Origin of the sequence: Janthinobacterium sp. 13 (assembly GCF_002749695.1) — a bacterium.
In the GTDB taxonomy this organism is placed as follows: Bacteria; Pseudomonadota; Gammaproteobacteria; order Burkholderiales; family Burkholderiaceae_D; genus Janthinobacterium; species Janthinobacterium kumbetense.
Window position 1 is genome coordinate 1251410 of the sequence record NZ_PEEQ01000001.1, and the last position, 24370, is coordinate 1275779.

At 62.7% G+C, this 24370-nt stretch carries 28 protein-coding genes; 14 read left to right on the plus strand and 14 right to left on the minus strand.

Annotated elements, in window-relative coordinates:
* Window positions 1-219: 219 nt before the first annotated feature.
* Window positions 220-1245, plus strand: a complete 1026-nt coding sequence (locus CLU94_RS05355; protein WP_099664883.1) for an OmpA family protein — start codon at window positions 220-222, stop codon at window positions 1243-1245.
* A gap of 70 nt (window positions 1246-1315) precedes the next feature.
* Window positions 1316-2263, plus strand: a complete 948-nt coding sequence (locus CLU94_RS05360; RefSeq protein ID WP_099664884.1) for a YihY/virulence factor BrkB family protein — start codon at window positions 1316-1318, stop codon at window positions 2261-2263.
* A 60-nt stretch (window positions 2264-2323) separates the two neighbouring features.
* Here the strand turns inward: CLU94_RS05360 and CLU94_RS05365 are convergent, their stop codons facing one another.
* From CLU94_RS05365 to CLU94_RS05375, 3 genes are all read right to left on the minus strand, one after another.
* Window positions 2324-3520, minus strand: coding sequence for an AI-2E family transporter (locus CLU94_RS05365; RefSeq protein ID WP_370385259.1), 1197 nt, complete (start codon window positions 3518-3520; stop codon window positions 2324-2326).
* A gap of 72 nt (window positions 3521-3592) precedes the next feature.
* Entirely contained in the window at window positions 3593-3904 is a 312-nt protein-coding gene (locus tag CLU94_RS05370; RefSeq protein ID WP_046682432.1) for a BON domain-containing protein, read from the minus strand.
* Between the two features lie 82 nt (window positions 3905-3986).
* Entirely contained in the window at window positions 3987-4541 is a 555-nt protein-coding gene (locus CLU94_RS05375; RefSeq protein ID WP_099664885.1) for a hypothetical protein, read from the minus strand.
* Window positions 4542-4806: 265 nt separating this feature from the next.
* On the opposite strand from CLU94_RS05375, the gene CLU94_RS05380 reads away from it, so the two are divergent.
* From CLU94_RS05380 to CLU94_RS05390, 3 genes are read left to right on the plus strand one after another with little or no spacing between them, the layout of a single operon-like run.
* Window positions 4807-5259, plus strand: coding sequence for a glycine zipper 2TM domain-containing protein (locus CLU94_RS05380; RefSeq protein ID WP_077401560.1), 453 nt, complete (start codon window positions 4807-4809; stop codon window positions 5257-5259).
* 59 nt (window positions 5260-5318) lie between these two features.
* Window positions 5319-5471 carry a DUF3309 family protein gene (locus CLU94_RS05385; protein ID WP_010396415.1) on the plus strand — a complete coding sequence of 51 codons (153 nt, stop codon included), beginning with the start codon at window positions 5319-5321 and terminating at the stop codon, window positions 5469-5471.
* Between the two features lie 44 nt (window positions 5472-5515).
* Window positions 5516-5818 (plus strand): hypothetical protein, encoded by a 303-nt coding sequence (locus CLU94_RS05390; protein ID WP_099664886.1) that lies wholly within the window; start codon window positions 5516-5518, stop codon window positions 5816-5818.
* A 28-nt stretch (window positions 5819-5846) separates the two neighbouring features.
* Here the strand turns inward: CLU94_RS05390 and CLU94_RS05395 are convergent, their stop codons facing one another.
* The 8 genes from CLU94_RS05395 to CLU94_RS05430 form a co-directional block, all read right to left on the minus strand.
* A complete protein-coding gene (locus CLU94_RS05395) occupies window positions 5847-7001 on the minus strand; it encodes a patatin-like phospholipase family protein (protein ID WP_099664887.1) in 1155 nt (384 codons plus the stop codon).
* 97 nt (window positions 7002-7098) lie between these two features.
* Entirely contained in the window at window positions 7099-8067 is a 969-nt protein-coding gene (locus CLU94_RS05400; protein ID WP_099664888.1) for an IS1595 family transposase, read from the minus strand.
* A 138-nt stretch (window positions 8068-8205) separates the two neighbouring features.
* On the minus strand, window positions 8206-8544 hold the full coding sequence (locus tag CLU94_RS05405) for a hypothetical protein (RefSeq protein ID WP_035826249.1): 339 nt from the start codon (window positions 8542-8544) through the stop codon (window positions 8206-8208).
* A gap of 21 nt (window positions 8545-8565) precedes the next feature.
* Window positions 8566-8952, minus strand: a complete 387-nt coding sequence (locus CLU94_RS05410) for a phage holin family protein (protein WP_034758936.1) — start codon at window positions 8950-8952, stop codon at window positions 8566-8568.
* Between the two features lie 18 nt (window positions 8953-8970).
* Complete coding sequence (locus CLU94_RS05415) at window positions 8971-9273, minus strand: DUF883 family protein (protein ID WP_035826246.1); 303 nt, start codon at window positions 9271-9273, stop codon at window positions 8971-8973.
* A gap of 58 nt (window positions 9274-9331) precedes the next feature.
* Window positions 9332-9868: a ferritin-like domain-containing protein gene (locus tag CLU94_RS05420; protein ID WP_070224913.1), complete on the minus strand. Its 537-nt coding sequence runs from the start codon at window positions 9866-9868 to the stop codon at window positions 9332-9334.
* 87 nt (window positions 9869-9955) lie between these two features.
* Window positions 9956-10855: an OmpA family protein gene (locus tag CLU94_RS05425; RefSeq protein ID WP_099664889.1), complete on the minus strand. Its 900-nt coding sequence runs from the start codon at window positions 10853-10855 to the stop codon at window positions 9956-9958.
* Window positions 10856-10880: 25 nt separating this feature from the next.
* The gene (locus tag CLU94_RS05430; RefSeq protein ID WP_099664890.1) at window positions 10881-11285 is read right to left on the minus strand and encodes a DUF4398 domain-containing protein; all 405 of its coding nucleotides are present in this window, start codon (window positions 11283-11285) and stop codon (window positions 10881-10883) included.
* Window positions 11286-11537: 252 nt separating this feature from the next.
* On the opposite strand from CLU94_RS05430, the gene CLU94_RS05435 reads away from it, so the two are divergent.
* Window positions 11538-13574: an AsmA family protein gene (locus tag CLU94_RS05435; protein ID WP_099664891.1), complete on the plus strand. Its 2037-nt coding sequence runs from the start codon at window positions 11538-11540 to the stop codon at window positions 13572-13574.
* A 177-nt stretch (window positions 13575-13751) separates the two neighbouring features.
* Complete coding sequence (locus CLU94_RS05440) at window positions 13752-13970, plus strand: glycine zipper 2TM domain-containing protein (RefSeq protein WP_010396384.1); 219 nt, start codon at window positions 13752-13754, stop codon at window positions 13968-13970.
* A 96-nt stretch (window positions 13971-14066) separates the two neighbouring features.
* Here CLU94_RS05440 and CLU94_RS05445 read toward each other — a convergent pair whose 3' ends face one another.
* Entirely contained in the window at window positions 14067-14843 is a 777-nt protein-coding gene (locus CLU94_RS05445; RefSeq protein WP_099664892.1) for a Crp/Fnr family transcriptional regulator, read from the minus strand.
* 186 nt (window positions 14844-15029) lie between these two features.
* Here CLU94_RS05445 and CLU94_RS05450 point away from each other — a divergent pair, with 186 nt between their 5' ends.
* The 4 genes from CLU94_RS05450 to CLU94_RS05460 all read left to right on the plus strand — a co-directional run bounded on the left by CLU94_RS05450 (window position 15030) and on the right by CLU94_RS05460 (window position 17276).
* Window positions 15030-15686: a glycine zipper 2TM domain-containing protein gene (locus CLU94_RS05450; protein WP_099664893.1), complete on the plus strand. Its 657-nt coding sequence runs from the start codon at window positions 15030-15032 to the stop codon at window positions 15684-15686.
* Between the two features lie 164 nt (window positions 15687-15850).
* Entirely contained in the window at window positions 15851-16093 is a 243-nt protein-coding gene (locus CLU94_RS05455) for a hypothetical protein (protein ID WP_099664894.1), read from the plus strand.
* 183 nt (window positions 16094-16276) lie between these two features.
* Window positions 16277-16423, plus strand: a complete 147-nt coding sequence (locus CLU94_RS27920) for a lmo0937 family membrane protein (RefSeq protein ID WP_010396376.1) — start codon at window positions 16277-16279, stop codon at window positions 16421-16423.
* Between the two features lie 214 nt (window positions 16424-16637).
* Complete coding sequence (locus CLU94_RS05460) at window positions 16638-17276, plus strand: OmpA family protein (RefSeq protein ID WP_099668175.1); 639 nt, start codon at window positions 16638-16640, stop codon at window positions 17274-17276.
* 216 nt (window positions 17277-17492) lie between these two features.
* Here the strand turns inward: CLU94_RS05460 and CLU94_RS05465 are convergent, their stop codons facing one another.
* Window positions 17493-20336, minus strand: coding sequence for a M16 family metallopeptidase (locus tag CLU94_RS05465; protein WP_099664895.1), 2844 nt, complete (start codon window positions 20334-20336; stop codon window positions 17493-17495).
* A gap of 282 nt (window positions 20337-20618) precedes the next feature.
* On the opposite strand from CLU94_RS05465, the gene CLU94_RS05470 reads away from it, so the two are divergent.
* The 3 genes from CLU94_RS05470 (at window position 20619) to CLU94_RS05480 (ending at window position 23170) form a co-directional block, all read left to right on the plus strand.
* Window positions 20619-20894: a hypothetical protein gene (locus CLU94_RS05470; protein ID WP_099664896.1), complete on the plus strand. Its 276-nt coding sequence runs from the start codon at window positions 20619-20621 to the stop codon at window positions 20892-20894.
* Between the two features lie 82 nt (window positions 20895-20976).
* Complete coding sequence (locus CLU94_RS05475; protein ID WP_099664897.1) at window positions 20977-22524, plus strand: TerC family protein; 1548 nt, start codon at window positions 20977-20979, stop codon at window positions 22522-22524.
* A gap of 67 nt (window positions 22525-22591) precedes the next feature.
* Window positions 22592-23170, plus strand: a complete 579-nt coding sequence (locus tag CLU94_RS05480; RefSeq protein WP_099664898.1) for a DUF3617 domain-containing protein — start codon at window positions 22592-22594, stop codon at window positions 23168-23170.
* Here CLU94_RS05480 and CLU94_RS05485 read toward each other — a convergent pair.
* Window positions 23158-24213, minus strand: a complete 1056-nt coding sequence (locus CLU94_RS05485) for a porin (RefSeq protein WP_257218686.1) — start codon at window positions 24211-24213, stop codon at window positions 23158-23160. The two genes, CLU94_RS05480 and CLU94_RS05485, sit on opposite strands and share 13 nt — an antisense overlap.
* Window positions 24214-24370 lie beyond the last annotated feature (157 nt).

Here is a 24370-nt window from a genome sequence, read left to right on the forward strand (position 1 = left end):
TCTTTGTCGTGAATCTGCAACACCATTGATATACAACAATGCTTTGTGCGCCAACGCACCGACCACTTGAACCTGCAACCGTATTCTCTAGTCCAACAGCAGTGCATTTATCGCAAGAAAGCGCACCTGGAATTGTTGTCTACCTCTAGCAATAGCATGTCTGGCAGTTGTCGCATTGATGCAGTAGAGAAAATCTCTTATCAACGTTGGGAGTTACTTGTGAATAATCTAAAAAAAATTGCCGTCGCCGCCGCAGTACTGTGCTCCGCCCTCGGCGCACAGGCCCAGGAAATCAATCCCTCCTGGTACATTCAACCTAGCATCAACGCACTCAAACCAGATTCCGACTTCGCCACGGATAAAACCGGCTATGGCGCGGGCTTGCGTTTCGGTAAACCCGTTTCGCCGGACTGGGATATCCAGCTGGGCACCACGTATGCCCGCTCCAAGGATGGCGGTCAGCGCTACCAGCAAAATACGCTGGGCGTAGACGGCCTGTACATGTTCTCGCGCAAAGCCTTCCGTCCCTTCCTGCTGGTCGGTGCCGGCATGCAGCGCGACAAGGACACCAGCTCCGCCTTCGGTGAACGCAGCAAGAGCTCGCCATACGCCAGCGTGGGTCTGGGTTTCCAGTCCAGCATCACGGATCAGTTGTCCGTCCAGGCTGACGTGCGCAATGTGCACGGCTTCCTGCGTGGCAACACCTTCGACCCGAGCAGCAAGTCCAACAATTACTATGTCACCGTGGGCCTGAACTACGCGTTCGACAAACCGCCTGCACCGCCGCCGCCACCGCCACCGCCGCCAGTGCGTGAAGAAGTCGTCGTGGTCGTGCCGCCACCGCCACCACCACCGCCGCCACGCTTTGAAAAAGTGACGATGGCGGCAACGGAACTGTTCGCGTTCGACAGCGCCAAGCTGGGTCCGACACAGACCAAGCTCGACGAAATCGCCCGCGTGCTGAACGCAGCGCCGGACGTCAACAACGTCGTCATCAGCGGTTATGCCGACCGCATCGGTTCGCCCAAGTACAACCTGAAACTGTCGCAGCAGCGCGCTGATGCAGTCAAGGAATACCTGGTCGCTCACGGTGTCGCCGCCAACCGCCTGACGGCCGAAGGCAAGGGCTCCACCAATCCTGTCGTCACCTGCGATAACAAGAAGCGTGCCGACCTGATCAAGTGCCTGGAACCAAACCGCCGCGTTGAAGTGGAACAGATCACCATCGAACGCCGCGTGCAGTAAGCTCAACAGTGGTACGCCACTCGTGAATAGAAAAAGGGGCTCGCGCCCCTTTTTTGCATTGAAAGCCATCATGAATATTTCCCCCCGCTATCCCAGACTGGCCGGCCTGGCGCCGTTCAGCAAGCAGATGCGCAGCGTCATCGTCTGTTCCGTCACCGAATGGCTGGAACACCGCGCCTCGAGCAAGGGCGCCGCCCTCGCCTATTACACCCTGTTTTCCATCGCCCCCATCCTCGTGCTGGTGATCGCCATCGCCGGCTTTTTCTATGGTCCGGCCGCCGCGCGCGGCGAGCTGATGGGGCAATTGCAGGGCTTGCTGGGCACGCAGGGCGCCGAAGCCATCCAGCTGGTGCTGGCTGGCGCGAAGAATCATGAGCAGGGCCGCATCGCCACCCTCATCGCCAGCGCCCTGCTGCTGTTCGGCGCCACCAGCGTGTTTGCCGAACTGAAAGCCAGCCTGGATGAGATCTGGCAAGTGCCGCCGCTGAAGGAAGCGGGCGCCTGGGACATGCTGCGCACGCGCTTGCTGTCCTTCGGCCTGGTGCTGGTGCTGGCCTTCCTGCTGATGGTGTCGCTGGTGGTCAACGCAGCCATGGCCATCCTCGCCAATTTCTGGGAAGGCGTGTGGAAAGACACGGCCGTGCTGTTTACCATCCTGTCGAACCTGATCGGCTTTGCCGTCATCGCCAGCCTGTTTGCCGTCATCTATAAAATGCTGCCGCGCGTGCGCCTGTCCTGGCGCGACGTGGTGATCGGCGCCGTGGGCACGGCTTTCATGTTTTCCCTGGGGAAATATGCAATTGGCGTGTATATCGGCAATAGCGGCGTGGCCAGCAGCTATGGCGCGGCCGGTTCGCTCGTGGCCCTGCTGCTGTGGGTATATTACTCGGCGCAAATCTTTTTCCTGGGCGCCGAATTCACGCGCCAGTTCGCCCTGCAGCTGGGCAGCATGAAGGATATGCCGAAGACGGACGATGGCGACGTGCAAGTCAAGATATTGAAACGCCACCAATCCTGAGCCGGCTGCGGCAAGTCAAAACGGCGCCCGCAGGCGCCGTTTTTCTTGAGTTACCGCAAACTATTCGCCCAGCAGCTCGGCCACCACTTCCATGCCCTGCACGCGCTCGGCGACGACTTTCACGATGACGATGATGGGCACGCCCAGCAGCAAGCCCCAGACGCCCCACAGCCAGCCCCAGAACAGCAGGCTGATGAACACGGCCGTGGGATTCATGCGGGCGATGCGCCCCGTCATCCAGGTGGTGACAAAGGTGCCCACCAGGGTGGCGATGGCCATCGACGTGCCCGTCACCAGCAAGACCATTTCCAGCGATTCGAACTGCAAAAAGGCCACCAGGCCCGTGGCGATGGTGATGAGCAAGGGGCCGAAATACGGCATGATGTGCAGCAAGCCGGCCACGATGGCCCAGGCGCCCGCGTTTTCCAGGCCGATCACGCGCAGGGCGATCCACATCAGGACGGCCAGCAAGCCATTCGTGACGAGCAGCATGAACATATAGTTCTGGATCGAGGTATTGATGTCTTCCAGGATGTGCACGGTGACCTTCTTGCGGCTCAGCGACGGCCCCGTCAGCTTGACGAGCTTGCGCTTGAAGGTATCGCCCGACAGCAGCAGGAAAAACACGAGGAAGATGACCATGGTGGCCTGGCTGAGGAAGCCCACCAGGCCCAGCGAGCCGGCCCAGACCCAGTCCATGATCTTGAAGTTGGGCGCCTCGGCCGCGGCAGCGCGGCGGTTGTTGCGGCGCGCTTCGGCGCCGGCGGCCACTTGCTCGATTTCATTGGCCACGGCCTGCATCTTCTGGAAGGTGCTGTTCTTGCCGCCCGTACTGGCGGCGATCAGACGCGACAGTTTATGCGTGGCGGCCGGCAACTCTTCCACGATGGATTCGAATTCGCCCTGCACGCGCTCGACGACGACGATGGAGCCGAACAGGATCAGGGCCGTCACGGCCGTGGCGGCGATGGCGCGCGGCAGGCGCAGCTTTTCCAGCCAGGCGACGACGGGATTGAGGGTGTAGGCAATGAAAATGCCGAAGATGACGGGAATGAGGAATTTCTGTGCCCACTGCAGCGCATAAATGAAGCTGACGGTGGCGATGATGCCCAGCGCCATGCCGCGCGCATTGACATGCAGCGGCAAACGCAGGGATGCGTCCGGATTCTCCACGGGCGCGCCGGGAGGTGGCCCGGCAGGCTCGGTGGAGGCGGCCGCCACCGGTTCGGGCGGGGTATCTGTAGGCTGGATATGCATGCGATTCCCGCGACGGTCGGTGGTGGGCCGCAGGGCCAGCCGTAGGGCGGGCCGCTGCGGCAGGTCAGGCCATTACTTGACGCGGATGTCGTTCTTCACCGACTTCACGCCCTTGACGCCGCGGGCGACTTCGCCTGCTTTGGCGGCATCCGACGGCTGGGCCACGAAGCCGCTCAGCTGAACCACGCCCTTGAAGGTTTCAACGTTGATTTCCGTCGATTTCAGGGTAGGCTCGTTGAAGATGCTGGCTTTCACCTTGGTGGTGATGGCCGCGTCGTCGATGTACTCGCCCGTGCCTTCCTTGGTTGGGGTCGAAGCGCAACCTGCAACGGCGAACAGGGAAGCGACGAAAAGGCCAGTAGCGATAGATTTAGTGAATTTCATGGTGGTTTCCTTAGGAGTGGTCAATCAATGTGCTCACAATGAGCTTCTTATACCAGTCTGGTGACTGCGCGCCGGAGGGAGCTCAGTAGCCGAACTGGGTTTTTGCAGCCTTGATACAGTCATCCTTGGCTGCGCCGGCTAATGCATCGCATTTTTCTGTCGCGACCTTGTACTCGGCTTTTCTTTTTGCTTCGCGCGCATCGCTGCGCGCTTCGATGACTTTCTTGTCTGCCTTGGCGTCGGCCAGGGCCGCCACCTTGGTGGACTTGGCCAGCTTGACGCAGACATCCTTGTCATTGCCCGTCAGCGCATTGCAGCGCGCCAGGTCGACGTCGTAATTGGCATCGGCAATCTTGATGCGCGCCTTGGTGTAGGCACGCAGGGTATTCGTGTATTGCGCCTGGGCCACGGCTTCATCGTAGGCGCGCACGGCCTTCGCTTCGGCGATGCAGACATCCTTCGGGTTGCCCGTGATTTTTTCGCATTCCGCATGCGCCAGCTTGTAATTGAGGCCCGCCTGCTCGTTGGCCGCCTTGTACGCTGCTTTCGCTTCCGGCGTGGCAGCCGCTGCCTGGCCGCCCCAGGCGGCGCACGCCAGGCTGACGACGATGGCGGTGAAAAGCTTATTCTTGTTCATGTATTTCTCCCTGGTGGTAGCAAGCATGTCTGCTTGGCATGACTACCGTTTTACGTGGATCGCCGCCTCTCTTCTGTACGCTGCCGTACACAAGTAATTTATTTTGAAAGCGGGAGGCAGACAGGGAGAAATAACAACGTTTTGCGGGATCGCCGTGATAAAAAATACCATTTCGACACGAAATAAGTACGTGCGGCAGCGTACAGACCGGGGGCGGGGGCATGACTAAGATGGCACTACACCCTCACCTCGTCAGGAGAATAAAATGAAAACCAACGCCACCATGGCTGCACTGATGCTCGCCGCCACCGCCGTACTGAGCGGTTGCGCCACCGGCCCTTCTTACCAGTCACAACAACCATACTATCCAGCCAACCAGCCTGAGTCCGCCATGTACGGCACCGTCGATTCCATCCAGCTCGTGCAGGGCGGCGGACAAACCAGCGGCGCCGGCGCCGTCGTGGGCGGCATCGCGGGCGCCCTGCTGGGCAACACCATCGGCTCGGGCGGCGGACGCACGGCCGCCACCGTGGCGGGCGCCGTCGCCGGCGGCGTCGTGGGCAACCAAGTGGAAGGCCGCAGGCAGCAAGCGCAGGGCTACCAGATCAGCGTGCGCCTCGATAACGGCGAATACCGCACCGTGGTGCAGGACAACGCGAATGACTTGCGCCCTGGCAATCGCGTGCGCATCGTTGACGGCCGCGTCTACCGCTATTAATCCCCTGGCCGGGCTTGCCCGCAAGCCTGCGCCGGACCATGCACCAACTAGGAGATACCATGGGCACCATCATTCTGATCATCTTGATCCTGGCCCTGGTCGGCGTCCTGCCTACCTGGCCGCATAGCCGCAACTGGGGTTACGGCCCCAGCGGCATCGCCGGCCTCGTCGTAGTGATACTGATCCTGCTATTACTGACGGGCAGGTTGTAAAAAAAGGCGCTACGGCGCCTTTTTTATTTCAAGGAGGAAATATCATGACTATCCACAACACACTGTTGGCCACCCTGTTCGCCTGCAGCCTGGCGCCGCTGGCACTGGCCCAGACGGCCACGCCGCAGCCGGGCGACCCGCAACGCTGGTACCAGGAAGACAGCACGGCGCAAGCCCAGCTGCGCACCCTGCGCAAGGAAATCGCCGCCGCCCTGGCCGAAGCCAAGAAAGCCTGCCGCTCGGAACCCTCGGCCGCGCGCGCCACCTGCCTGAAGGAGGCGCAAGACACTTACCGGCAAGACATGGCGAACGCGGAAAAACTGCGCGAAGCGGCCCATCCGCAATAGTGAAGCGTACTCTTGCGACTCGGCCTGATCAGGCGGCGTCGCGCTCGTAGGGCGGCAACTCGTGCACCACGAGCGGCGTATCTTCCGTGACAAAGGCGAGCCAGCCGGCCGCCTTGATCGCGCGCAAGCCATCCTGGTAGCCCTGCTCCCAGCGCCACTCGATGGAGCCCTTGGAAAAATTGATGTCCTTGGCCGCCATGTGCCAGTCGCGCCCCGCGTACGGCAGGCGCACGATGTGCATGGTGCTGTCGCAGCCCAGCGCGACCAGCTCTTCCGTCTGCTGGCGGTTGTGCTTGGTATCGGGCAACCCGGCATACAGTTCGCGCAATTTGCGCTGCAAGGTATGCGTATTGACATAATCGGCGATATGCCGCTTCGAGCGCGACGCGAAGGTGACATCCTTTTGCCGCGTCTGCACTTCGTCGAGGGTGGTCGGTTCCGGTCCTTCCGAGCTCCACAGGTCCACCATGAAGACGAGGGTGTCGACGTGGGGCGTGTCGTCGAGCACGGTTTCCAGCGGCGTGTTCGAGTACAGGCCGCCATCCCAATATAAGTCGCCGTCGACGCGCACGCCGGCAAAGCCGGGCGGCAAGGCGCCGCTGGCGCGGATATGGTCCGCCGTCAGGGGTTGCTGCTGGCTGTCGAAACTGGTGAGGCTGCCGCATTTGACGCGCAGGGCGTTGACCGTCAGGCGCATGCCGCCAGGCTGGTTCAGGTAATCGAAATCGACCAGATCCTCGAGGGTGCCGGCCAGTTCGCTGGTGTCATAGAAGCTGGCCTCTTCCGGCTTGACGGCGATTCCTGCCGGAAACATGCTGAACGAACGCGGCTTGAAGAAGCCGGGCACGCCCCGCAGCACCGTATCGAGCGTGGCCAGCCAGATGTTCGAGCGGCGCTGCTGGTCCGATACCAGGTTCATGTCGATGCTGTCGCGGTGCGCCACGCGCTGCCAGAACTGTTTCAAGCGCACGAGCCGGTCTTCGTGCTTGTTGCCGGCAAGAATGGCGGCATTGATGGCGCCGATCGAAGTGCCCACCACCCAGTCGGGCGCCAGGCCATGTTCGTGCAGCGCGTGGTAGACGCCAGCCTGGTAGGCGCCCAGTGCGCCGCCGCCTTGCAGCACCAGCACGATGCGCAGGCGCGAGGGATTTAACTGATTGATCGGTGTCTTTGAATTCGTCATCGAGATGGCCCTCTGTCCGCCGCGCGGGTGCGGCGTGAATCATTGTAAGGGATTGCGCCTGCACGTGCCGGACGTTGGGTACGGGCAAAAAAAAAGGCTATGTCACCGTCAAATGTGGGAATGCTCCCAGCGTTGCTTTCAATAACGTTTCTGGTGAGCGGATGCGCCTGGCGTCGAGTATCCAGCGCCAGCCCAGGTAATTCGGCAGGTAGCGCGTCGCCACGCCGCGAAAGGGCCGCAGCCAGTCCCGCAGACGGCTGTGATACGCATTGACGTTCTGCACATGCGCGGCGCCCTGCACACGGATGCCGGCGCGCAAGTTGACGGCCTGGTGGCTGATGCCCGCTTCCCTGGCAAACGCCCGGTAGGCGGCATGGCCATCCGTTACCAGCAGGACATCCTTATCGATGACGGGCAACAAACAGCGGTGCAGCTGTGCCTTCGTCAACGCCCCTTTGCCTGTGACGAAATCGAGGGTCTGGCCTGTACGGTCGCGCGCCACCAGGATACAGACCTGCTCACCGGAAATACCGCGCTGGCGGGCATGGCCGCCCCGGCGGCGGGCCGGACGCGTCATCTGCCTGGATCCTTTTTCCGATTCCAGCACATATAACTCGTCTGCCTCGGCAATGCCATGCAGGCCATGCGGCCGATCCGTCCTGGCGACGCGGAGAAAACGGTGGCGCCAGCGAAACGTGGTGTTGCGGTGCAGTCCCAACTGCTGAGCGGCCTGGCGTACCGACCTGGAATCGAGCAGGCAATCGGCATAGGCGATCCACAACGATTTATGGCGCAAGCGGGACAGCGGCGTGCCCGTCAAGGCATTGAAAGTGCGCCCGCACGGTACACAACGGTAGCGCTGCAAGCCATGCGCATGGCCATGCCGGTGCAGCTGATGCGAGTGGCAGGCGGGACAGGCCAAGCGCGGCTGCGCCACGCTTTCCAGCAGCGCGACGGTCGCGTCATGTGGCGCGTTGCCACGCAGCAAGGTTATGCCTGCCTGCCGCTGGCGCCGGTTCAGGTAAGCAAACTGTGCGATAAAGCTGATCCAGTCGGCTGGCTGCATGATCTGCTCCCTGCGTGGTGAATATGCAGAGTCAGACAGCGCAGCCAACGGAAGATTCCGGCATTTCCCCTACTTGCCGAGGACAGAGCCAAAAAAAACGCCGTCGATGACGGCGTTCCTGTGCAACACGGCTGGCGTTCAGCGCTTGCGGCGCAGCCAGCTGGCGGCAACGGCGGCCACGGCCACGAGGACCAGGGCCGGCTTGACCAACTTCTTGCGTCCGATAAAGGACAGCGCCGTCAGCACGTAAGGCATGGCGCCTTGCAAACGCATGCCGCCCGGCGCCAGCAGGGATTCGACGCGGTGGCCGGCAAAGCCGACGGCCGTTTCGACCACGCCCTGCAGCATCGATTCGGGACGCAATGCATAGCCCACGTTGGCGCGCGCATGCACGATGCCCACGCGGTACATTTCCCCCTGGGCGATCAGCAGGCGCTTGCGGGCGGCTTGCGCCGCCAGTTTGTCGTTTTCCGACATGAATTCTCCTCGTAAGGCCGCTTACATCAGCATGTCGCGGTCGGCCTTCAATTCCGCCATGGTGGCCGGCATGGACAGCTTTCCTTGACGCAACATGGCGCGCGCATACATGACCAGGGCGATCGCCAGCAGTACGAACACGACCGTCATGATCGCCAGGATCTTCCAGCCCAGGCTATCCCAGGCCAGGAAGACGATCAGCACGCTGCCGTAAGCGATGGCAAACAAGCCCGCCACGGTCGCCAACGCGAAAATGACAATCAGCTGCAGCATGTGATTGCGCACTTCCGACAGTTCGATGGTGGCCAGTTCCAGCCGCGACAACATCAGTCCGACGGCGTTTTTGGCCAGGCCGGCGACCGAGCCGATCAATCCCGGCCCCTGGTGAGACGAAGCAGACTTGTCCATATCGCTCCTGACAGTGGATTACTTGCGGCCCAGGATGAAGCCAACCAGCACGCCGACGCCAGCGGCGACGGCCACGGTACGCCATGGGTTTTCCTTGACATAACCGTCTGCCTGGGCAGCCATCTGCTTGGTGGCAACGATGGCCGATGCTTGCGCTTCATGCGCCTTGGCCAGCGCGGCATCCAGGGTTTTCATGCCCTTGACGCGCACTTCGTCGGCTTTTTCGCCGGTCAGGGCGGCAGCGGCGCTGAACAGGGCCTGGGCATCCTTGACCAGGGTTTTGACATCGTTATTGACGGTGGTGATATTGTTTTCCAACATGGTTTAGCTCCTTAGCTGTGGATGAATGTAGTTACTATACCTACTTTACTCAAAAACACTATTCCATTAGATCGCGCATATCATCGGCGTGCTCTTCCTCGACAGCCATGATTTTGATCAACAAATGGCGTGTGGTCGGGTCTTTGTCGCCGATTTTCACGATCATCTGGCGATACGACTCGATCGCCACCCGTTCCGCGATCAGATTGGCACGCACCATGCTTTGCACGTCTTCGGAGTCATCATACTCGGCATGGCTACGCGCAAGCAATGTTGCAGGATTAAAATCTGGCTTGCCATTCAATTGCACGATGCGCTCGGCCAGCCAATCGGCGTGTTCCTGTTCCTGCTGCGCATGTTCCAGGAACTCGGCCTTGATGGTGCCGTTGTCGCGTCCGCTCACGGTGTAGTAATGGCGTTTATAGCGCGCAATACACACCAGTTCGGTGGCCAGCGCCCCATTCAACAGGGTGATCAACTCCTGGCGGTCGCCCTGGTAGCCGGCCGTCACGGCGCCGTCGTCCAGGTTTTTCGCGGCGGCGCGGATGGCGGCCGTATCGATGCCAGCTGGAATCTCAACAGATGTTTGGGTCATGATGTTTCCTTTCAAGTCTTGCATGGGTATCCACCGGCCAGGTAGCGGCCGGTGCTGCCTTTTTATTGCCGAGCCAGGCGGCGCGGCTTAGCGGCGAGCGGGAATGGCCGTGTTGTCCTCAGACAGGACAATTTCCACCCGGCGATTCAGCTGGCGGTTTGCCGCCGTATCGTTGCCGGCGGCCGGATAGGCGGCGCCATAGCCTTTCGTGGCGATGCGGTCGCGGCTGATGCCTTGCTCCAGCAGCGCATTGCGCACCGACTCGGCGCGGCGTTGCGACAATTCCAGGTTGTGCGCGGAACCGCCCGTGCTATCCGTAAAGCCTTCGATCAGCACGGTACGCTGCGGGTTGTTTTTCAGCACGTCGGCCAGCTTGCGCGCCGTATTCGCGCCATCGGCCGTCAGGTTCGCCTTGTCCGTGCCAAACAGCACGTCGCCCAGGGTGATGACCATGCCCCGTTCCGTTTTCTTGGCGGCCAGGTCGGCCAGCTGCGCTTCCAGACCGGCGGCTCGGGCTTGCGCATCGCGGGCCGATGCTTCGGCCGCTTGCGCCTGGGCCTTGGCCGCTTCCGCATCCGCTTGCGCCGACTGGGCGCGGGCCGTGGCCTGGTCAGCCTGCTGCGTGCGCGCATCGAGGCGCAACTGGTCGCGCTGCTTGCCGGCGTTGGCGATATCGGCTTCCGCCGCCTTTTGCTTGGCAACTTCTTGCGCCGTGGCTATCTTTTGCTTGGCCAGGTAGGCCAGCTTGTCGACTTTCTCGCTGTCTTCCTGGCGCGTGGCGGCCGCGTTTGCCGCTTCCAGCGCAGCGCTCGCTTCGCGGAATTCGCGTGGCGCATAGGTCGACACGATCGGATTCGATTGCGCCGCCATGTAGTCGCCGCGCGTCTGGTCGAGCAGGCTGGTGGTGGTCGGTGCGGAGCTGCAGGCGGCAACCAGGGCGGCCATGGCCAGCAGGCCGGGAATGGTGGTGTAGGTGGCTTTTTTCATGATGGAGTCCTGTTATTGTTGTTGCTTATTGTTTTGGGGCTTGCTGATTGGCACGGTCGAGTTCTTCGCGCATGACGCGGATGTTCTCGTTGATTTCATCGGCGGCCGATGTCGCCTTGGCCGAGTTGGCCTTGCTTTGCGCCAGCTTGGCGTCCGCTTGCGCCTGGTCGGCCAGGTCGCGCGCCGTCTTGTAGTCGCGGTCTTTCAAGGCCTGGTTAGCCATGCGCATTTTTTCGCGGGCCGAACGCATTTCATCGGGAGCCAGGTCGGCGGCGCCGGCGCTGGCGGCGTTATCGACGGCGGCGCGCGACACGGCGACATCGGCCGTGGCGGGCGTTTTCAGGCTGGAGCAGCCCGTCATCAGGACGACGGCGCTGATGCAGGCAGCCAAGGCGGTCAAGGGGGTTTTGATGGAATCTCGGTTTGTCATTTTTCTTCTCCTGGAGAGTGAGGTAACGATATAAGTCATACATGGAACGAATCAGGAACTGCGTTTGATGTATGACGTTATAGGCCCCGCATCCCCGCATATCCGTTCGGTGCCGCACATAGGGTAGGAAATCGACAATACTTGCATGGGCAACGTGCGCCAGCGCACGTGTCCGCCAGCAAAACCTGAAACAGGCCCGGCTTTGGAGCGATTCCTGTAGCATCTGACTACTTGTCCAGAAAGAATCAGCTCATGCCGCTCTCCCGCCGTCAAAAAATCGCCCTCGCCAGTACCGCCGTGCTGATCGCCCTGCCCGTCACGGCCGCCGTCGTCCTGCTGAACATGGATTGGAACCGCGCCAAGCCCTGGCTCAATGCGCGCGCCAGCGATGCGCTGGGGCGGCCGTTTGCCATCGAGGGCGACCTGGCACTGACGTGGCAGCAGCCAGCCACTGCGGGGCCAAAAACCTGGCGCGACTATCTGCCCTGGCCGCACCTGCAGGCAAAGGACGTGCGCCTGGGCAACCCGAGCGCCATGGCGGACACGGGTGAGCAGGGGCAACTGGCCACCGTGAGCCAGCTGGCGTTCTCGCTCAATCCGCTGGCCCTGCTGGACAAGAAAATCATCATCCCGCAATTGCGCTTCGACACGCCGCAGGTGCGCTTGCTGCGCAGCAAGGATGGCAAGAACAACTGGACCTTCGACAAGCAGGACCAGCCATCGCCATGGCAGCTGGAATTGCAAAGCGTGGTCTTCAGCAAGGGCACCGTGACCTTGGACGATGGCGTCAGCAAGACGGCGATGCGCGCCGATGTCGACACCATCGCGGACGATGCGCGCTACGGCATCGCGTGGACGCTGTCCGGCACTTACCGCGGCGAAACCGTCAAGGGCGGCGGCAAGGCGGGCGGCGTGCTGTCGCTGCAGCGGCAAGGCACGCCCTTCCCCATCCAGGCCGACATGCGCGCCAGCGGCAGCAGCGTGGCCATCGAAGGCACACTGACCCGCCCGACGGACTTGGCCGCGCTCGACGTGCGCCTGAAGCTATCCGGACCCAGCATGGCGCGCCTGTATCCGTTGACGGGCGTGCTGCTGCCGGAAACGCCGCACTTCAGCACGGAAGGCCATTTGACGGGCACCCTGGCGCCGCGCGGCGGCGAATGGGTGTACGACCAGTTCAGCGGCAAGGTGGGGTCCAGCGACATCAACGGCAAGCTGGCCTTTTCCGCCAGCACGCCGCGCAAGCGCCTGACGGGCGAAGTCCACTCGCGCCTGCTGCAATTTTCCGACCTGGGTCCGCTGGTGGGCGCCGATTCCAGCGCCAGCAAGAAGGAACGGGGCGTGCCATCGACGCAGCCGGCCGGCCGCGTCTTGCCGGTGGAAACCTTCAAGACGGAGCGCTGGACCAGCCTGGACGCCGACGTGCGCTACACGGCCGAGAAGATCACGCGCGATGCCGAGTTGCCGATCAGCAAGCTCGACACGCATGTCGTGCTGACGGATGGCGTGCTGTCCTTGACGCCGCTCAACTTCGACGTGGCGGGCGGCACCCTGACGTCGCAGATCAAGCTCGACGGCAGCGGCAAGGTCATCGCCAATGGCATCGCGGCCGAACTCAAGGCCAGCGCCCGCCATCTGCACATCCAGCAACTGTTCCCCCGCCTGCCGGCCCTGCAAGCGAGCGTGGGCGAAATCAATGGCGATGCGTCGCTGTCGGCCACGGGCAATTCAGTCGCCACCCTGCTGGGCAGCTCGAACGGCGAAGTGCGCGCGCTGATCAACCGGGGCAGCATCAGCAAGCTGTTATTGGAAGAAATGGGCTTGAATATCGGCAGTATCGTGCTGGCCAAGCTGGCAGGCGACAAGCAGGTCAAGCTGAACTGCATGGCGGCCGACTTCGCCGTCACCAAGGGGCTGATGCGCACGCGCCAGTTCATCGTCGACACGGATGACGCCATCCTGCATATCGATGGCACGGTGAACCTGGCCGATGAACGGCTGGACCTCACCCTGCGGCCGGACAGCAAGGGCTTGCGCATCTTTTCCCTGCGCTCGCCCCTGTATGTGCATGGCACTTTCAGCAAGCCCGACGTGAGCGTCGACAAGGGCGTGCTGGCCCTGCGCGCCGGCGGGGCGCTGGCGCTGGCCGTGGTGGCGCCCGTGGCGGCGCTGCTGCCGCTGGTCAACACGGGCCCCGTCGAGGATAGCGAATGCGCAGCCTTGCTGGCCCAGGCGCGCGTGAAACCGGTGGCGCCCAAGCCGGGCAAGCCCGTGCGCAAGGCCCGCTAAGCGCGGCGTGTGTGCTTTTACAATTGTTACACCCCTATGTGCGTTGCCGAACAGACCCTGCCTTGCCGCAAATCTATTCTGTGATCGTGCCTGAAACACCCAAGACGTGGCGATACGAAGTCCCACCGGCCCATACCATGCCGGCGCCACGAGGTCCGAATTCATAGGAGAACTATCATGCAAATCATTAAAAAAATCGCCGCCACCACTTCCGTTGCCGCCCTGCTGCTGAGCCTGACGGCTTGCGCCAACATGTCCGGCCAGGATAAGAATACGGCCATCGGCGCCGGCATCGGCGCCGTTGCCGGCTCCGTGCTGACGGGCGGCAGCGCTGTCGGCGCAGTCGGCGGCGCCGCAGTCGGCGGCGTGATCGGCAACCAGGTCAAGCCGAAGTAATCGTTGATCAAAAAAGCGGGGTGGGTGCCCAGGCGCCCGCCCCGCTTTTTTGCGTCCGGCTTCCGTTGACGAAATTGAAAAGTTATTCTGAGGAAATTAGACGAAGACGTTGGCCATGCCGATGGCGCCGCTATCCTTGACCAGCTCATAGCAGCGGCAGGAAACGGCTTCCAGGCCCGCCGAATCGAGGATCTCGATATTGCCGCGGCTATAGGTGATGAGTTTTTGCTGTTGCAGCGCGCTGGCCGCCTTGGTCACGCCGACCCGCCGCACGCCCAGGGTGTGGGCAAGGAATTCATGCGTGAGGTGAAATTTTTCCGACTGCAGGCGGTCGCGCGTGATCAGCAGCGAACGGGCCAGGCGCGCCTCGAGCACGTGGAAGCGGCTGCACACGGCAATCTGGATGGCTTGCGCCAGCAAGGTGTCCGTGTAGCGGTACAGCAAACGCTGCAGGGATTCGAGCTGGGCGAACTCGGCGCAGAACTCGGCGCGCGCGATGCGGCTGGCCGTACCGGAACGTTGCACCACGGCACGTACTTGCGCCAGGTCATGACCGAGCGCGACGGACGCGCCCAGCACGCCTTCGCGGCCGACGGAGCCCACTTCCAGGGTCATCCGCCCTTCCGCCACGGCCAGCAGCGAGATCAGGCAATCGCCGGGGAAATAGATGTGGCCGATAGGCTGGCCCGGTTCGTACAGCACCTCGCCCACCTCGACCGTGACGGTGTCGAACAGCGCCGTCAGGTGCCGCAAGTCGTGCTCGGGCAGGCTGGCCAGCAAGCGGTTGCCGGCGTCTGGCGCACCCACGGGCGAACCCAGGCCGGATCGGCCTGCATCGCGGGGCAGGGTCATGCTGGCAGTCGTTGGTGGCATTGCTTTTCCTCGGTGTCGTTACAACTCGACATAATTTTTACCTAGCCTACGGTGCAGTACCGGCCCTGTATGTACGGTGACGCACGGAAGCGGAGCAAGCGGCACAGCACACTGGCAACAGACGCACATAACACGCAGAACACGCACTACCCTTTTTACTATTTTAAAAAAACCAAGGAGCCTTCCATGACTACCACCACCAAATCCCTCCATCCGCTGGTGCTTGCCGCCGCCGTCGCCGTCCTGCTGTTTTGCGGCGTGGGCACGGCTGCCCTGATGGGCTGGCTGCCCTCCTCCCAGGGCGACACCCAGCCGCTGGCGGCCAGCACCTCGGCCGAGCAGATGGCCAATCTGCAGGCAAACCAGCCGCCAGCGAACCTGCAGCCTGCCGGCGCCTTGCCGCTGGCCGCCCTGCCACCGCAGCAGCAGCAGCAGCAGCAGCAACCCGTGCGCCAGCCGCAGCCGCAGCCGCAGCCACAATACGCGGCCGCCCCGGCGCCGCAGGTGTGCGCCAATTGCGGTGTGATCGAAGCCATCCATGAAGTCAATACGCGCGCCGAAGGCAGCGGCGTGGGTGCGGCCGGCGGCGCCGTCGTCGGCGGCTTGCTGGGCAACCAAGTGGGCGGCGGCCACGGCAGGCAATTGGCCACCGTGCTGGGCGCCGTCGGCGGCGCCGTGGCCGGCAACCAGATCGAAGGCAGCGTGCGCGCCACGCGCAGCTACAACATCGTCGTGCGCCTCGATACCGGCAAGACGCGCACCGTGCACCAGAGCGCCGCGCCGAACTGGCGCCAGGGCGACCGCGTGCGCGTCGTCAACGGCGGCTTGCGCGCCATGGGCTAAGCGAACCGCGGCGGCGCCGCTGCCGCGATTAGTTGTAAATTAAACACACGCCCGGCTTGTCCGGGCGTTTTCTTTTTAGCAATGTTCGCTGGCGTACAGATGAGCTTGCAGTCCCGCGAGATGATGCATTCAGGAAAGTTCAACGGAATGTCAAAGGAGACGCCATGGAAGACGACAAGACAGGCAGCAACAGGATCTGGCTGGGCTTTATTGGCGGCGGCTTGCTGGCCACCGCGCTGGGCTTTTGCGCGCTGGACCTGGCGCCGCCGGCGGGCAGCCCCGTATTCGGCGTCATGCTGCTGCTCACGGGCGGCATGGTCAGCTGCCTGGCTGGCGCAGTCGGCATGGCCGGCATGCTGGCGTGGGTGCCGGGCATGGCCGATGAACACGCGGACCGCCCCCGATAGTTGAGCCTTGTGTACGACAGCGTACAGAACGCAAGGGAAACAAAGTAGACACTTAGTCATGGCATCAGCGTTCAGCGACCCAGTCGCCGCGCAATGACAAGAATCGATGACGGTGCCACGCGCCAGCGCCTGCAAGGCCACGGCAGTCGCCGTCATCCACACATTACTCTCGGAGGACACATCATGCTGTATACAATCGCCGTCGTACTCATCATTCTTTGGCTGCTGGGCCTGGTAACTTCCTATACCATTGGCGGCTTCATTCACATCCTGCTGGTGGTCGCCGTAATCATGGTGCTGCTGCGCCTGATCAGCGGGCGCGGCTTATAGCCCAGGCCCTTGGCCGGGTCTGACAAGAGCGGCGCGCGTGCAAACGGGCGCCGCCTTTTGCCGTATTTTTCGCACGGTGTGCGCGCACTGGCAAGCGGCGTCGTTTTGCAGTAACGTGTACGGGTAGTCCTGGGTATGTCCCCATAACAAAACAAGGAGAAAATCCATGAAAGAAACATTCAAAAAAGGCCCTGGCGCCAAATCCCTGATCGGCATGCTGGTGATCGCATTGGCCGCCACCGGCTGCGCGGACATGTCCTCGACGCAACGTGGCACGGCCACGGGCGCCGGCATCGGCGCGGGCCTGGGCGCCTTGATCGGCGGCACCACCGGTGGCGGCAGCAGCGGCCGCACGGCCGGCGGCGCCCTGCTGGGTGCGGCAGCTGGCGCCGTGGTCGGCAATATCTGGTCGAACCGCATGGAAAACCAGAAGCGCGCGATGGAACAGGCGACACAGGGTACTGGTGTGCAAGTGTCGCAGACGGCCGATAACCGCCTGAAAATGGAAATTCCAAGCGATATTTCCTTCGACACCAACCGCGCCGACATCAAGGGCAACTTCCGCCCCATCCTCGACCGCTTCGCCGCCACCCTGAATGAAAACCCGAACACGACGGTCAGCATCATCGGCCATACGGACAGCACGGGCAGCGATTCCATCAATGAACCGCTGTCGGTGGAACGCGCGGCCCACACGCGCGACTACCTGTCCATGCGCGGCGTTTCGCCGACCCGCGTCGTCACGGAAGGCCGCGGCGCCCGCGAGCCGATCGCTTCGAATGCGGATGCATCGGGACGCGCACGCAATCGCCGCGTGGAAATCTACGTAGCCGAAATGGCTCCACGGGGGTAACACCGAACCAAACCTACTGCGCGTCGGTATAGGCGGCTTGCGATGCTCACCGTACTTTAGTACGGTTGCGCTTCTCGGCCACCTCTCCCTTCCGCTCGCTACGGTTTTGTTCGGTGTCGGGATGTTGACATCAAAATCAAGATCGTAAAAAAACCCGCTGGCAAGGTCACTTGCCAACGGGTTTTTTCCATTTAAAGCAGCTTATTTTGAAGCAGCTTATTTCGACGTCGTTGCCTTGGCGCCGCTTTCACCCTCTTTCGCCACCTTGGCGAAGTCGCCCGCCGTCACGATCGACACGGCCGAAGGCTTCAGGTAGTCGCGCAAGCCTTGGTTCACCTGCGCCAGGGTCAAGGCGGCCACTTTGGCTTCCAGGTCCTTGTTGTACGCCATGGTACGGTCTTGCGCCAGATAGCCGGCCAGTTCGCGCGCCAGGCCCGCATCCTGCGTGCGCTCCACTTCTTCCGATTGCAGCCAGCCCTTTTTCGCTTCCGTCAATTCATCTTGCGTGAAACCGTCGGCCAGCACCTTGGCGATTTCCTCGCGCAGGGCCGCTTCCACCTTGACCGTGTTTTGCGGCGCACTGATGGCATACGCCATCCAGTAACCGGCCGGTTCGCGCGATGGAATGCTCACTTGCGAGCCGACGCCGTACGACAGGCCTTCCTTCTGGCGGATGCGGTCGGCCAGGCGGCTGCGCAAGGCGCCGCCGCCGAGCATGTGATTGGCGATCAGCAAGGCGGGATAGCTGGCGGCGTCATCCTTGAGGGGAATCGGCTGGATGGCGAACAGCACGCTGTTCGCCTTGTCCGGCGTTTCCAATGTGACTTTCTCGCCGCTGACGGGCTTGACGGTGTCAAGAATGCGCACATACGGCTGCTGCGCCTTCCAGCTGCCGTACAGGCTGGCCACTTGCGCCTTCAGCGCGGCCGGGTCGAAGTCGCCCACGGCAGCGAAAGTCGCGTTCGACGCGCCATAGTAGGCGCCATGGAAGGCTTTCACGTCGGCCACCTGGATGGCTTTCCATTGCGCCAGCTCGGCCGGCAAGGTGGCCACGTGGCGCACATGGCCTTCCGGCGTGGCGTCGAGCAGGCGGCGGAAGGCGTTCACGGCCAGCGGTTGCGGTTCAGGCAATTCCTGCTCCGCGCGGCCGACGCGCTCGCGCTGCAATTCCAGGAATTCCGTCTCGTTCAAGGCCGGCTTTTGCAGCACTTGCGCCAGCAAGTCCATGGCAGCAGGCAAGTTTTCGCGCTTGCCTGTCAGCATGGCGGTGACGCCCTCGGCGCCGCCCGTGATGGCGACCTGCATGCCCAGCTGGTCGAACTTATCCTTCACTTCCTGGCGCGACAGTTTATCCGTGCCGCGCGACAACAGATTCGCCGTGTAGCTGCCCACTTGCCCCTTGCCGCGCAAACTCTCTTCGCTGCCGATCCGCAGTTTCAACACGACGCTGACGGTGCTGCCCTTGGTTTTCTTCGGCAGCAAGGCGCCCTTCAAGCCGTTCGGCAGGGTGAAGCGCGTGGTGCGCGCTTCGATATTGTCGGGGCTTGGGTCGAACGCTTCGCCCTGCGCCACGACGGCGCGGCCCGTGTAGCCGGCCAGTTGCGGCGCCACGTCGGCGTAGGCCGGCACGACGGTGCGGTCCGGCGCATCGGTCGGGATGAAGCGGCCCAGGGTGCGGTTCGAGCTCTTCAGGTATTTCTCGGCCGCCGCCTGCACTTGCGCCGTCGTCAGCTTGTCGAGCTGGTCGCGCTGCAGGAAGAACAGGCGCCAGTCGCCGGCCGCCAGCGATTCCGTCAGGGCGATCGTCAGGCTCGCCGTGTTCGAGGTGGCCAGTTCGATCTGCTTGTTCAGCTGCTGTTTCACGCGCGCCACTTCCGCGTCCGTGACCGGCTGCGATTTCAAGTCTTCCAGCACTTTCAGCATGGCAGCTTGCGCCGCATCAAGGTTGCCATCGACGGGCACCAGCGCGCCAAACAGGTTGTAGCCCGGCTCCAGGTTGCTCACGGAGTTGTATTCGATCTTGCTGGCCAGCTTGGTTTCCACCAGCGCCTTGTGCAGGCGGCCGGCCGGCGCGTCCGTCAGCACGTGGCCCAGCACCTCGATGGCGACGGCGTCCGGGTTGCCGGACGGCGCCACGTGGTAGCCGGCGCCGACGAACTGCGTGCCGCCGCTGCGGCGCACCGTCACGGCGCGCTCGCCATCCTGCACGGGTTCGGCCGTGTAGGTCGGCTCGATCACGCGCGTCGGTTTCGGGATCTTGCCGAACAGCTCATTGATCTGCTTCAAGACCTTGGCTTCGTCGAAGCGGCCTGCCACCATCAGCACGGCGTTATCCGGCTGATAATATTTATGGTAAAACGCGCGCAGGCGGGGAATGTTCACCTGTTCGATGTCGGAACGGGCGCCGATGGTCGACTTGCCATAGTTGTGCCAGTCGTAGGCGACGGCCTGGATGCGTTCGCTCGTCACGCCGATCGGGTCGCTCTCGCCCATCTCGAACTCGTTGCGCACGACGGTCATTTCGCCCTTCTGCGTCTTCGGATTCCACAGGTCGTTCTGGTCGATGGCGGCGTTCACCATGCGGTCCGCTTCCATGGCCAGCATCTGGCGCAGGTTGTCGTCGTTGGCGGGGAAGGTGGCGTAGTAATTGGTGCGGTCGTACCAGGTGGTGCCGTTGAACTGGGCGCCCGTCGAGTTCAGGATCTCGACCGGGGTCTTGCTCCCCTTCTTGACGCCGAAATTGGCGCTGGGCTTGAAGAGCAAGTGCTCGAGCAAGTGGGCCATGCCCGTTTCGCCATAGTTTTCATGGCGCGAACCGACCAGGTAGACGATGTTGGTGGTCAAAGTGGGCTTGCTGGCGTCGGGGAACAGCAGCACGCGCAAGCCGTTGGCCAGGCGGTATTCGGTGATGCCTTCGACGGACGTGACTTTGACGGCGGCGCGGCCGGGCGCAGCCTTGCCGGCTTTCTGGGTCGGCGCCGCTTCCACCGGGGTGGCGGCAAGGATGAACGAAGGCGAGAGGATGCCGGCGGCAAGCAGGAGGGCGGTAATGGGTTTCAAGGCAGAGTCCTGGTAACACTACGTTTTAGACAAGCGCAAAAGCGGCGCCATGGAATGCAAACGCAAGAATTGCCATGGACCCGCGCTGCGTCTTCGCCGCCCAGGGAAATCATTGCTCTCGCAATTTACGGCATACTTATCACTTACGCAAGTCCTGTCATCGAGCTGTTATGTGCCCGTGTTATACTCCATGGTTCCAGAACTATATGCCTGTATATGAGACGAGCTCTCGTCCTGCTCTGCCTTTTTGTTTTCATCGCGTTACCCCAGGCGTTCGCCAGCATGGCCTACGCCAGTCCTTCCCCATTCCAGCATGCAATCGCGGCCGGCGCTGCCGCCACGCCCGCCTTCGGCATCGATTGTGCCGACGCCAGCCTCCATGCGGGCCTGCCTGGCGACAGCTGCGATACTGAAGAATGCGACAACGACCCCATCACGCTGTACCCGACCTCGCGCCAGGGGGCGCCGTTTTGCGCCATCATTTGGCAAGCGGGACCGGGCGCACTTGCCGAAGCGGACGTGCGGCTGGCCACCCGGCCGCCGCGCGTCCGCCCCTGAAGACATGCATGCAGCACCCACGCGCCCGGGGCTTTAGCCACCAGGCACGCTTTACACTGATCGACTTTACAAGGTTATACACATGGAATGGTTATTTGACCCGACAATCTGGGTCGGCCTGCTGACGCTGGTCGTACTGGAAATCGTACTGGGGATCGACAACCTGATTTTCATCGCCATCCTGGCCGAAAAATTGCCGCCGCACCAGCGCGACAAGGCCAGGGTGCTGGGCCTGACCCTGGCCCTCGTCATGCGCCTGGGCCTGCTCTCGCTGATTTCCTGGCTGGTCACCCTGACCACGCCATTGTTTTCCATACTGACATTCTCGTTTTCGGGACGCGACCTGATCCTGCTCGTCGGTGGCCTGTTCCTGCTGTTCAAGGCCACCAGCGAGCTGCACGAGCGCCTCGAAGGGGTCACGCACGCCCAGACAGGCCCGAAAGTCTACGCCGGCTTCGGCCTCGTGGTGGCGCAGATCGTCGTGCTCGACGCCGTCTTTTCGCTCGACGCCGTCATCACGGCCGTCGGCATGGTGGAAAACCTGTACGTGATGATGGCGGCCGTCGTCATTTCCATCGTCGTCATGATGCTGGCGTCGAAAGTGCTGACGCGCTTCGTCAACGCCCACCCCACCGTCGTCGTGCTGTGCCTGAGCTTCCTGCTGATGATCGGCCTGTCGCTGGTGGCCGAAGGCCTGGGCTTCCACATTCCGAAAGGATATTTGTACGCCGCTATCGGTTTCTCGATTGTCATCGAATTCTTCAATCAGCTGGCGCGCCGCAACTTCCTCAAGCTGCAGTCGAACGCCCCGCTGCGCGACCGCACGGCGCAAGCCGTGTTGAGCCTGCTGGGCGGACGCAAGGGCCGCGAAGCCGTGGAAGAGCACGAAGTCAAGGAACTGCCCGACGTTTCCGCCTTCGGCGTGGAAGAGCGCAACATGGTCAGCGGCGTGCTGACCCTGGCCGAACGCTCGATCCGCTCCGTCATGACGCCGCGCGGCGACGTGTCGTGGGTCAACCTGAACGACAGCAGCGAAAAGATGCTGCAATTGCTGCGCGAAACGCCGCACAGCATGATTCCTGTCTGCAATGACGACCTGGATAACGTGGTCGGCATCGCGCGCAGCAAGGACCTGATCGAGGACCTGGTCTCGCGCGCCAAGATCGACCCGGACAGCATGCGCGAAGCCGTCGTCGTGCCGGAAGCAGCCGGCGTGCTGAAAGCCATGGAAACGTTAAAGCGCTCGCGCGGCCAGCTGGTGCTGGTGGTCGACGAGTTCGGCACCGTGCAGGGCGTGCTCACGCCCATCGACATCCTGGAAGCCATCGCCGGCGAATTCCCCGACGAGGACGAGCAGCCGGACGTGGAAGTGCTGGGCCCCGGCCACTGGCGCATCGATGGCGCGACGGACCTGCATTACCTGGAGCAAGTATTCGAGACGGAAACCCTGGTCAGCGAAGATGGCGAATACAACTCGCTGGCCGGCTTCCTGCTGGCGCATTTCGAGAACATGCCGGCCGTGGGCGAAGTGCTGGAACTCGATGATTTGCGTTATGAAATCATCGAGGCCGACGAGCGCCGCATCGCCTGCGTGGACGTGCGCCGCATCGAGCCCGATCACAGTTTGTAACACAATGGCAAGCGTGCCCCGCTTGCCATGCCGTATGCTGGGGTCTGCCCATACCGGAGACCCCACGATGAAAAAATCCCTGCTACGCCTGACCCTGCTGGCTTGCGCCGCCTTAGGCAGCCACGCCAATGCCATGGCCGCCGCGCCATCCGCCAGCATCAAGCCGGGCCTGTGGCAAGTCGACAGCAAGATGGCGTCGCCGGACGCCGCCACCGACAACGCCATGTCCATGGTGCTGCAGCAACTGGGCAACCTTCCTCCCGATCAACGCAAGCAGCTGGAAAGCATGGCGGCCAGCCGCGGCATGGCCATGCCCACCGTGGGCGCCGACGGCGCCGTGCGCGTGACGGCGTGCGTGACGCCGGACATGGCGGCGCGCAAGCAGATTCCCACGGGCCAGCCCGGCGATTGCAAGTCGAAAAACACGGACATCGCGGGCGGCATGCAGGTATCGTTCACTTGCGCCAACCCGAAATCGAGCGGCGAAGGCAAGGTCATGTTCACGGGCGACCAGGCTTTCAGCATGCAGCTGGCCGTGACGACCAGCGCGCGCGGCGCGCCGGAACAGGTGAATGTGACGAGCAGCGGCAAGTGGCTGGGCGCCAGCTGCCCTGCCCCGGCCACGACGGCCGCTCAAAAGCCGTGACGGAAGCCCAGGTTGAAGGCAGCATCGCCGCGGCCGCTGTCGCTGGCATTGCCCACCGTGTAGCGGGCGCCGTTCTTGTTGTGGATCTTCGCGTAGGACGCGTAGAAATCGCTGCGCTTTGACAGGGAATACGTGAGGCCGACGGCCATCTGGCTGGCGTCGCGGTTGGCCAGGTCGCGGTCATCCTTGCGCACCCAGGACGCCAGCAGCTTGAAGCCGCCCACGGGCACGCCCAGCAAGGTGTCGCGGCTGTCCGACGACGACATCGACAGGGCCAGCGCGCTGTAGGCGTTGTTCGGGTCCCACGGCGAGCTGCCATAGCCCTTGTTCACGCCCACGGCGGCAAAGACGGTGGCCACTTTCAGGTCGACATTCGCCGCGATCAGGGTGTTGCGGGCCGACATGTCGATGGCGGGCAAGGTGCCGGATGCGAGAATGAGGTTATTCTTGCGCTGGTGCGACACGCTGACATTCACGGCGCCGGCCGAATAGCCGAGGGTGGCGCCATACGCGCGGTTGCTGGCGTTGCTGTACGGCGACTCGCCAAAGCTGTAGATGGCGCTGGCAGTCACGCCGCGCAAGGCGGGCGTCACGTACTTGACGGTATTGTCGTAGCGTTTCACGCTGTAGCCGGCCAGGTTGCCGGCGCTGCCGGCCATGCCGCCCTTGAACGGGTCGGCCACGTCGGTCAGGGCAAGGTAGTGCGGATTGTACTGGCGCCCCAGGGTCAGCGCGCCCAGGCGGCTGTCGAGGCCCACGTAGGCCTGGCGGCCGAACAAACGGCCCTCTTCCGACTGGCCCGTGTCGTTCTGCACGCCCGCTTCCAGGGTAAATACGGCGGACACGTCATTACCCAGCGCTTCGCGGCCCTGCACGCCCAGCCGCGAGCCGGACGCCACGCCGCCGGACACCTTGGTGTTGGCGCAATTGGCGGCGCAGCCCCGCTCGGCCACGATGCCCGCGTCGAGCACGCCGTACACGGCAACGTTAGTGGATGCGGCACTGCCTGCGCCATCGGCAGCCTGGGCCGGTGCAAAAAGCATCCACGGCCCCATCCCTATCACAGCAAGCGCAAAATACGAGGTCTGCATGATAAATATCTCGGTAACGTGAATTGAAACTTCCCGGTATTGATCAGGACATGCGCTGTGTGTCTGATCTTAGTGTTACCTTATCCTCGCTTTTTGTCCAGCCATCCGT

What these genes read in the sequence shown, in the direction of transcription:
- CLU94_RS05360 (WP_099664884.1), top strand. Translation starts at nt 1,316, where the DNA reads ATGAATATTTCCCCCCGCTATCCCAGACTGGCCGGCCTGGCGCCGTTC.
- CLU94_RS05365 (WP_370385259.1), bottom strand. Translation starts at nt 3,520, where the DNA reads ATGCATATCCAGCCTACAGATACCCCGCCCGAACCGGTGGCGGCCGCC.
- CLU94_RS05370 (WP_046682432.1), bottom strand. Translation starts at nt 3,904, where the DNA reads ATGAAATTCACTAAATCTATCGCTACTGGCCTTTTCGTCGCTTCCCTG.
- CLU94_RS05375 (WP_099664885.1), bottom strand. Translation starts at nt 4,541, where the DNA reads ATGAACAAGAATAAGCTTTTCACCGCCATCGTCGTCAGCCTGGCGTGC.
- CLU94_RS05380 (WP_077401560.1), top strand. Translation starts at nt 4,807, where the DNA reads ATGAAAACCAACGCCACCATGGCTGCACTGATGCTCGCCGCCACCGCC.
- CLU94_RS05385 (WP_010396415.1), top strand. Translation starts at nt 5,319, where the DNA reads ATGGGCACCATCATTCTGATCATCTTGATCCTGGCCCTGGTCGGCGTC.
- CLU94_RS05390 (WP_099664886.1), top strand. Translation starts at nt 5,516, where the DNA reads ATGACTATCCACAACACACTGTTGGCCACCCTGTTCGCCTGCAGCCTG.
- CLU94_RS05395 (WP_099664887.1), bottom strand. Translation starts at nt 7,001, where the DNA reads ATGACGAATTCAAAGACACCGATCAATCAGTTAAATCCCTCGCGCCTG.
- CLU94_RS05400 (WP_099664888.1), bottom strand. Translation starts at nt 8,067, where the DNA reads ATGCAGCCAGCCGACTGGATCAGCTTTATCGCACAGTTTGCTTACCTG.
- CLU94_RS05405 (WP_035826249.1), bottom strand. Translation starts at nt 8,544, where the DNA reads ATGTCGGAAAACGACAAACTGGCGGCGCAAGCCGCCCGCAAGCGCCTG.
- CLU94_RS05410 (WP_034758936.1), bottom strand. Translation starts at nt 8,952, where the DNA reads ATGGACAAGTCTGCTTCGTCTCACCAGGGGCCGGGATTGATCGGCTCG.
- CLU94_RS05415 (WP_035826246.1), bottom strand. Translation starts at nt 9,273, where the DNA reads ATGTTGGAAAACAATATCACCACCGTCAATAACGATGTCAAAACCCTG.
- CLU94_RS05420 (WP_070224913.1), bottom strand. Translation starts at nt 9,868, where the DNA reads ATGACCCAAACATCTGTTGAGATTCCAGCTGGCATCGATACGGCCGCC.
- CLU94_RS05425 (WP_099664889.1), bottom strand. Translation starts at nt 10,855, where the DNA reads ATGAAAAAAGCCACCTACACCACCATTCCCGGCCTGCTGGCCATGGCC.
- CLU94_RS05430 (WP_099664890.1), bottom strand. Translation starts at nt 11,285, where the DNA reads ATGACAAACCGAGATTCCATCAAAACCCCCTTGACCGCCTTGGCTGCC.
- CLU94_RS05435 (WP_099664891.1), top strand. Translation starts at nt 11,538, where the DNA reads ATGCCGCTCTCCCGCCGTCAAAAAATCGCCCTCGCCAGTACCGCCGTG.
- CLU94_RS05440 (WP_010396384.1), top strand. Translation starts at nt 13,752, where the DNA reads ATGCAAATCATTAAAAAAATCGCCGCCACCACTTCCGTTGCCGCCCTG.
- CLU94_RS05445 (WP_099664892.1), bottom strand. Translation starts at nt 14,843, where the DNA reads ATGCCACCAACGACTGCCAGCATGACCCTGCCCCGCGATGCAGGCCGA.
- CLU94_RS05450 (WP_099664893.1), top strand. Translation starts at nt 15,030, where the DNA reads ATGACTACCACCACCAAATCCCTCCATCCGCTGGTGCTTGCCGCCGCC.
- CLU94_RS05455 (WP_099664894.1), top strand. Translation starts at nt 15,851, where the DNA reads ATGGAAGACGACAAGACAGGCAGCAACAGGATCTGGCTGGGCTTTATT.
- CLU94_RS27920 (WP_010396376.1), top strand. Translation starts at nt 16,277, where the DNA reads ATGCTGTATACAATCGCCGTCGTACTCATCATTCTTTGGCTGCTGGGC.
- CLU94_RS05460 (WP_099668175.1), top strand. Translation starts at nt 16,638, where the DNA reads ATGCTGGTGATCGCATTGGCCGCCACCGGCTGCGCGGACATGTCCTCG.
- CLU94_RS05470 (WP_099664896.1), top strand. Translation starts at nt 20,619, where the DNA reads ATGGCCTACGCCAGTCCTTCCCCATTCCAGCATGCAATCGCGGCCGGC.
- CLU94_RS05475 (WP_099664897.1), top strand. Translation starts at nt 20,977, where the DNA reads ATGGAATGGTTATTTGACCCGACAATCTGGGTCGGCCTGCTGACGCTG.
- CLU94_RS05480 (WP_099664898.1), top strand. Translation starts at nt 22,592, where the DNA reads ATGAAAAAATCCCTGCTACGCCTGACCCTGCTGGCTTGCGCCGCCTTA.
- CLU94_RS05485 (WP_257218686.1), bottom strand. Translation starts at nt 24,213, where the DNA reads ATGCTTTTTGCACCGGCCCAGGCTGCCGATGGCGCAGGCAGTGCCGCA.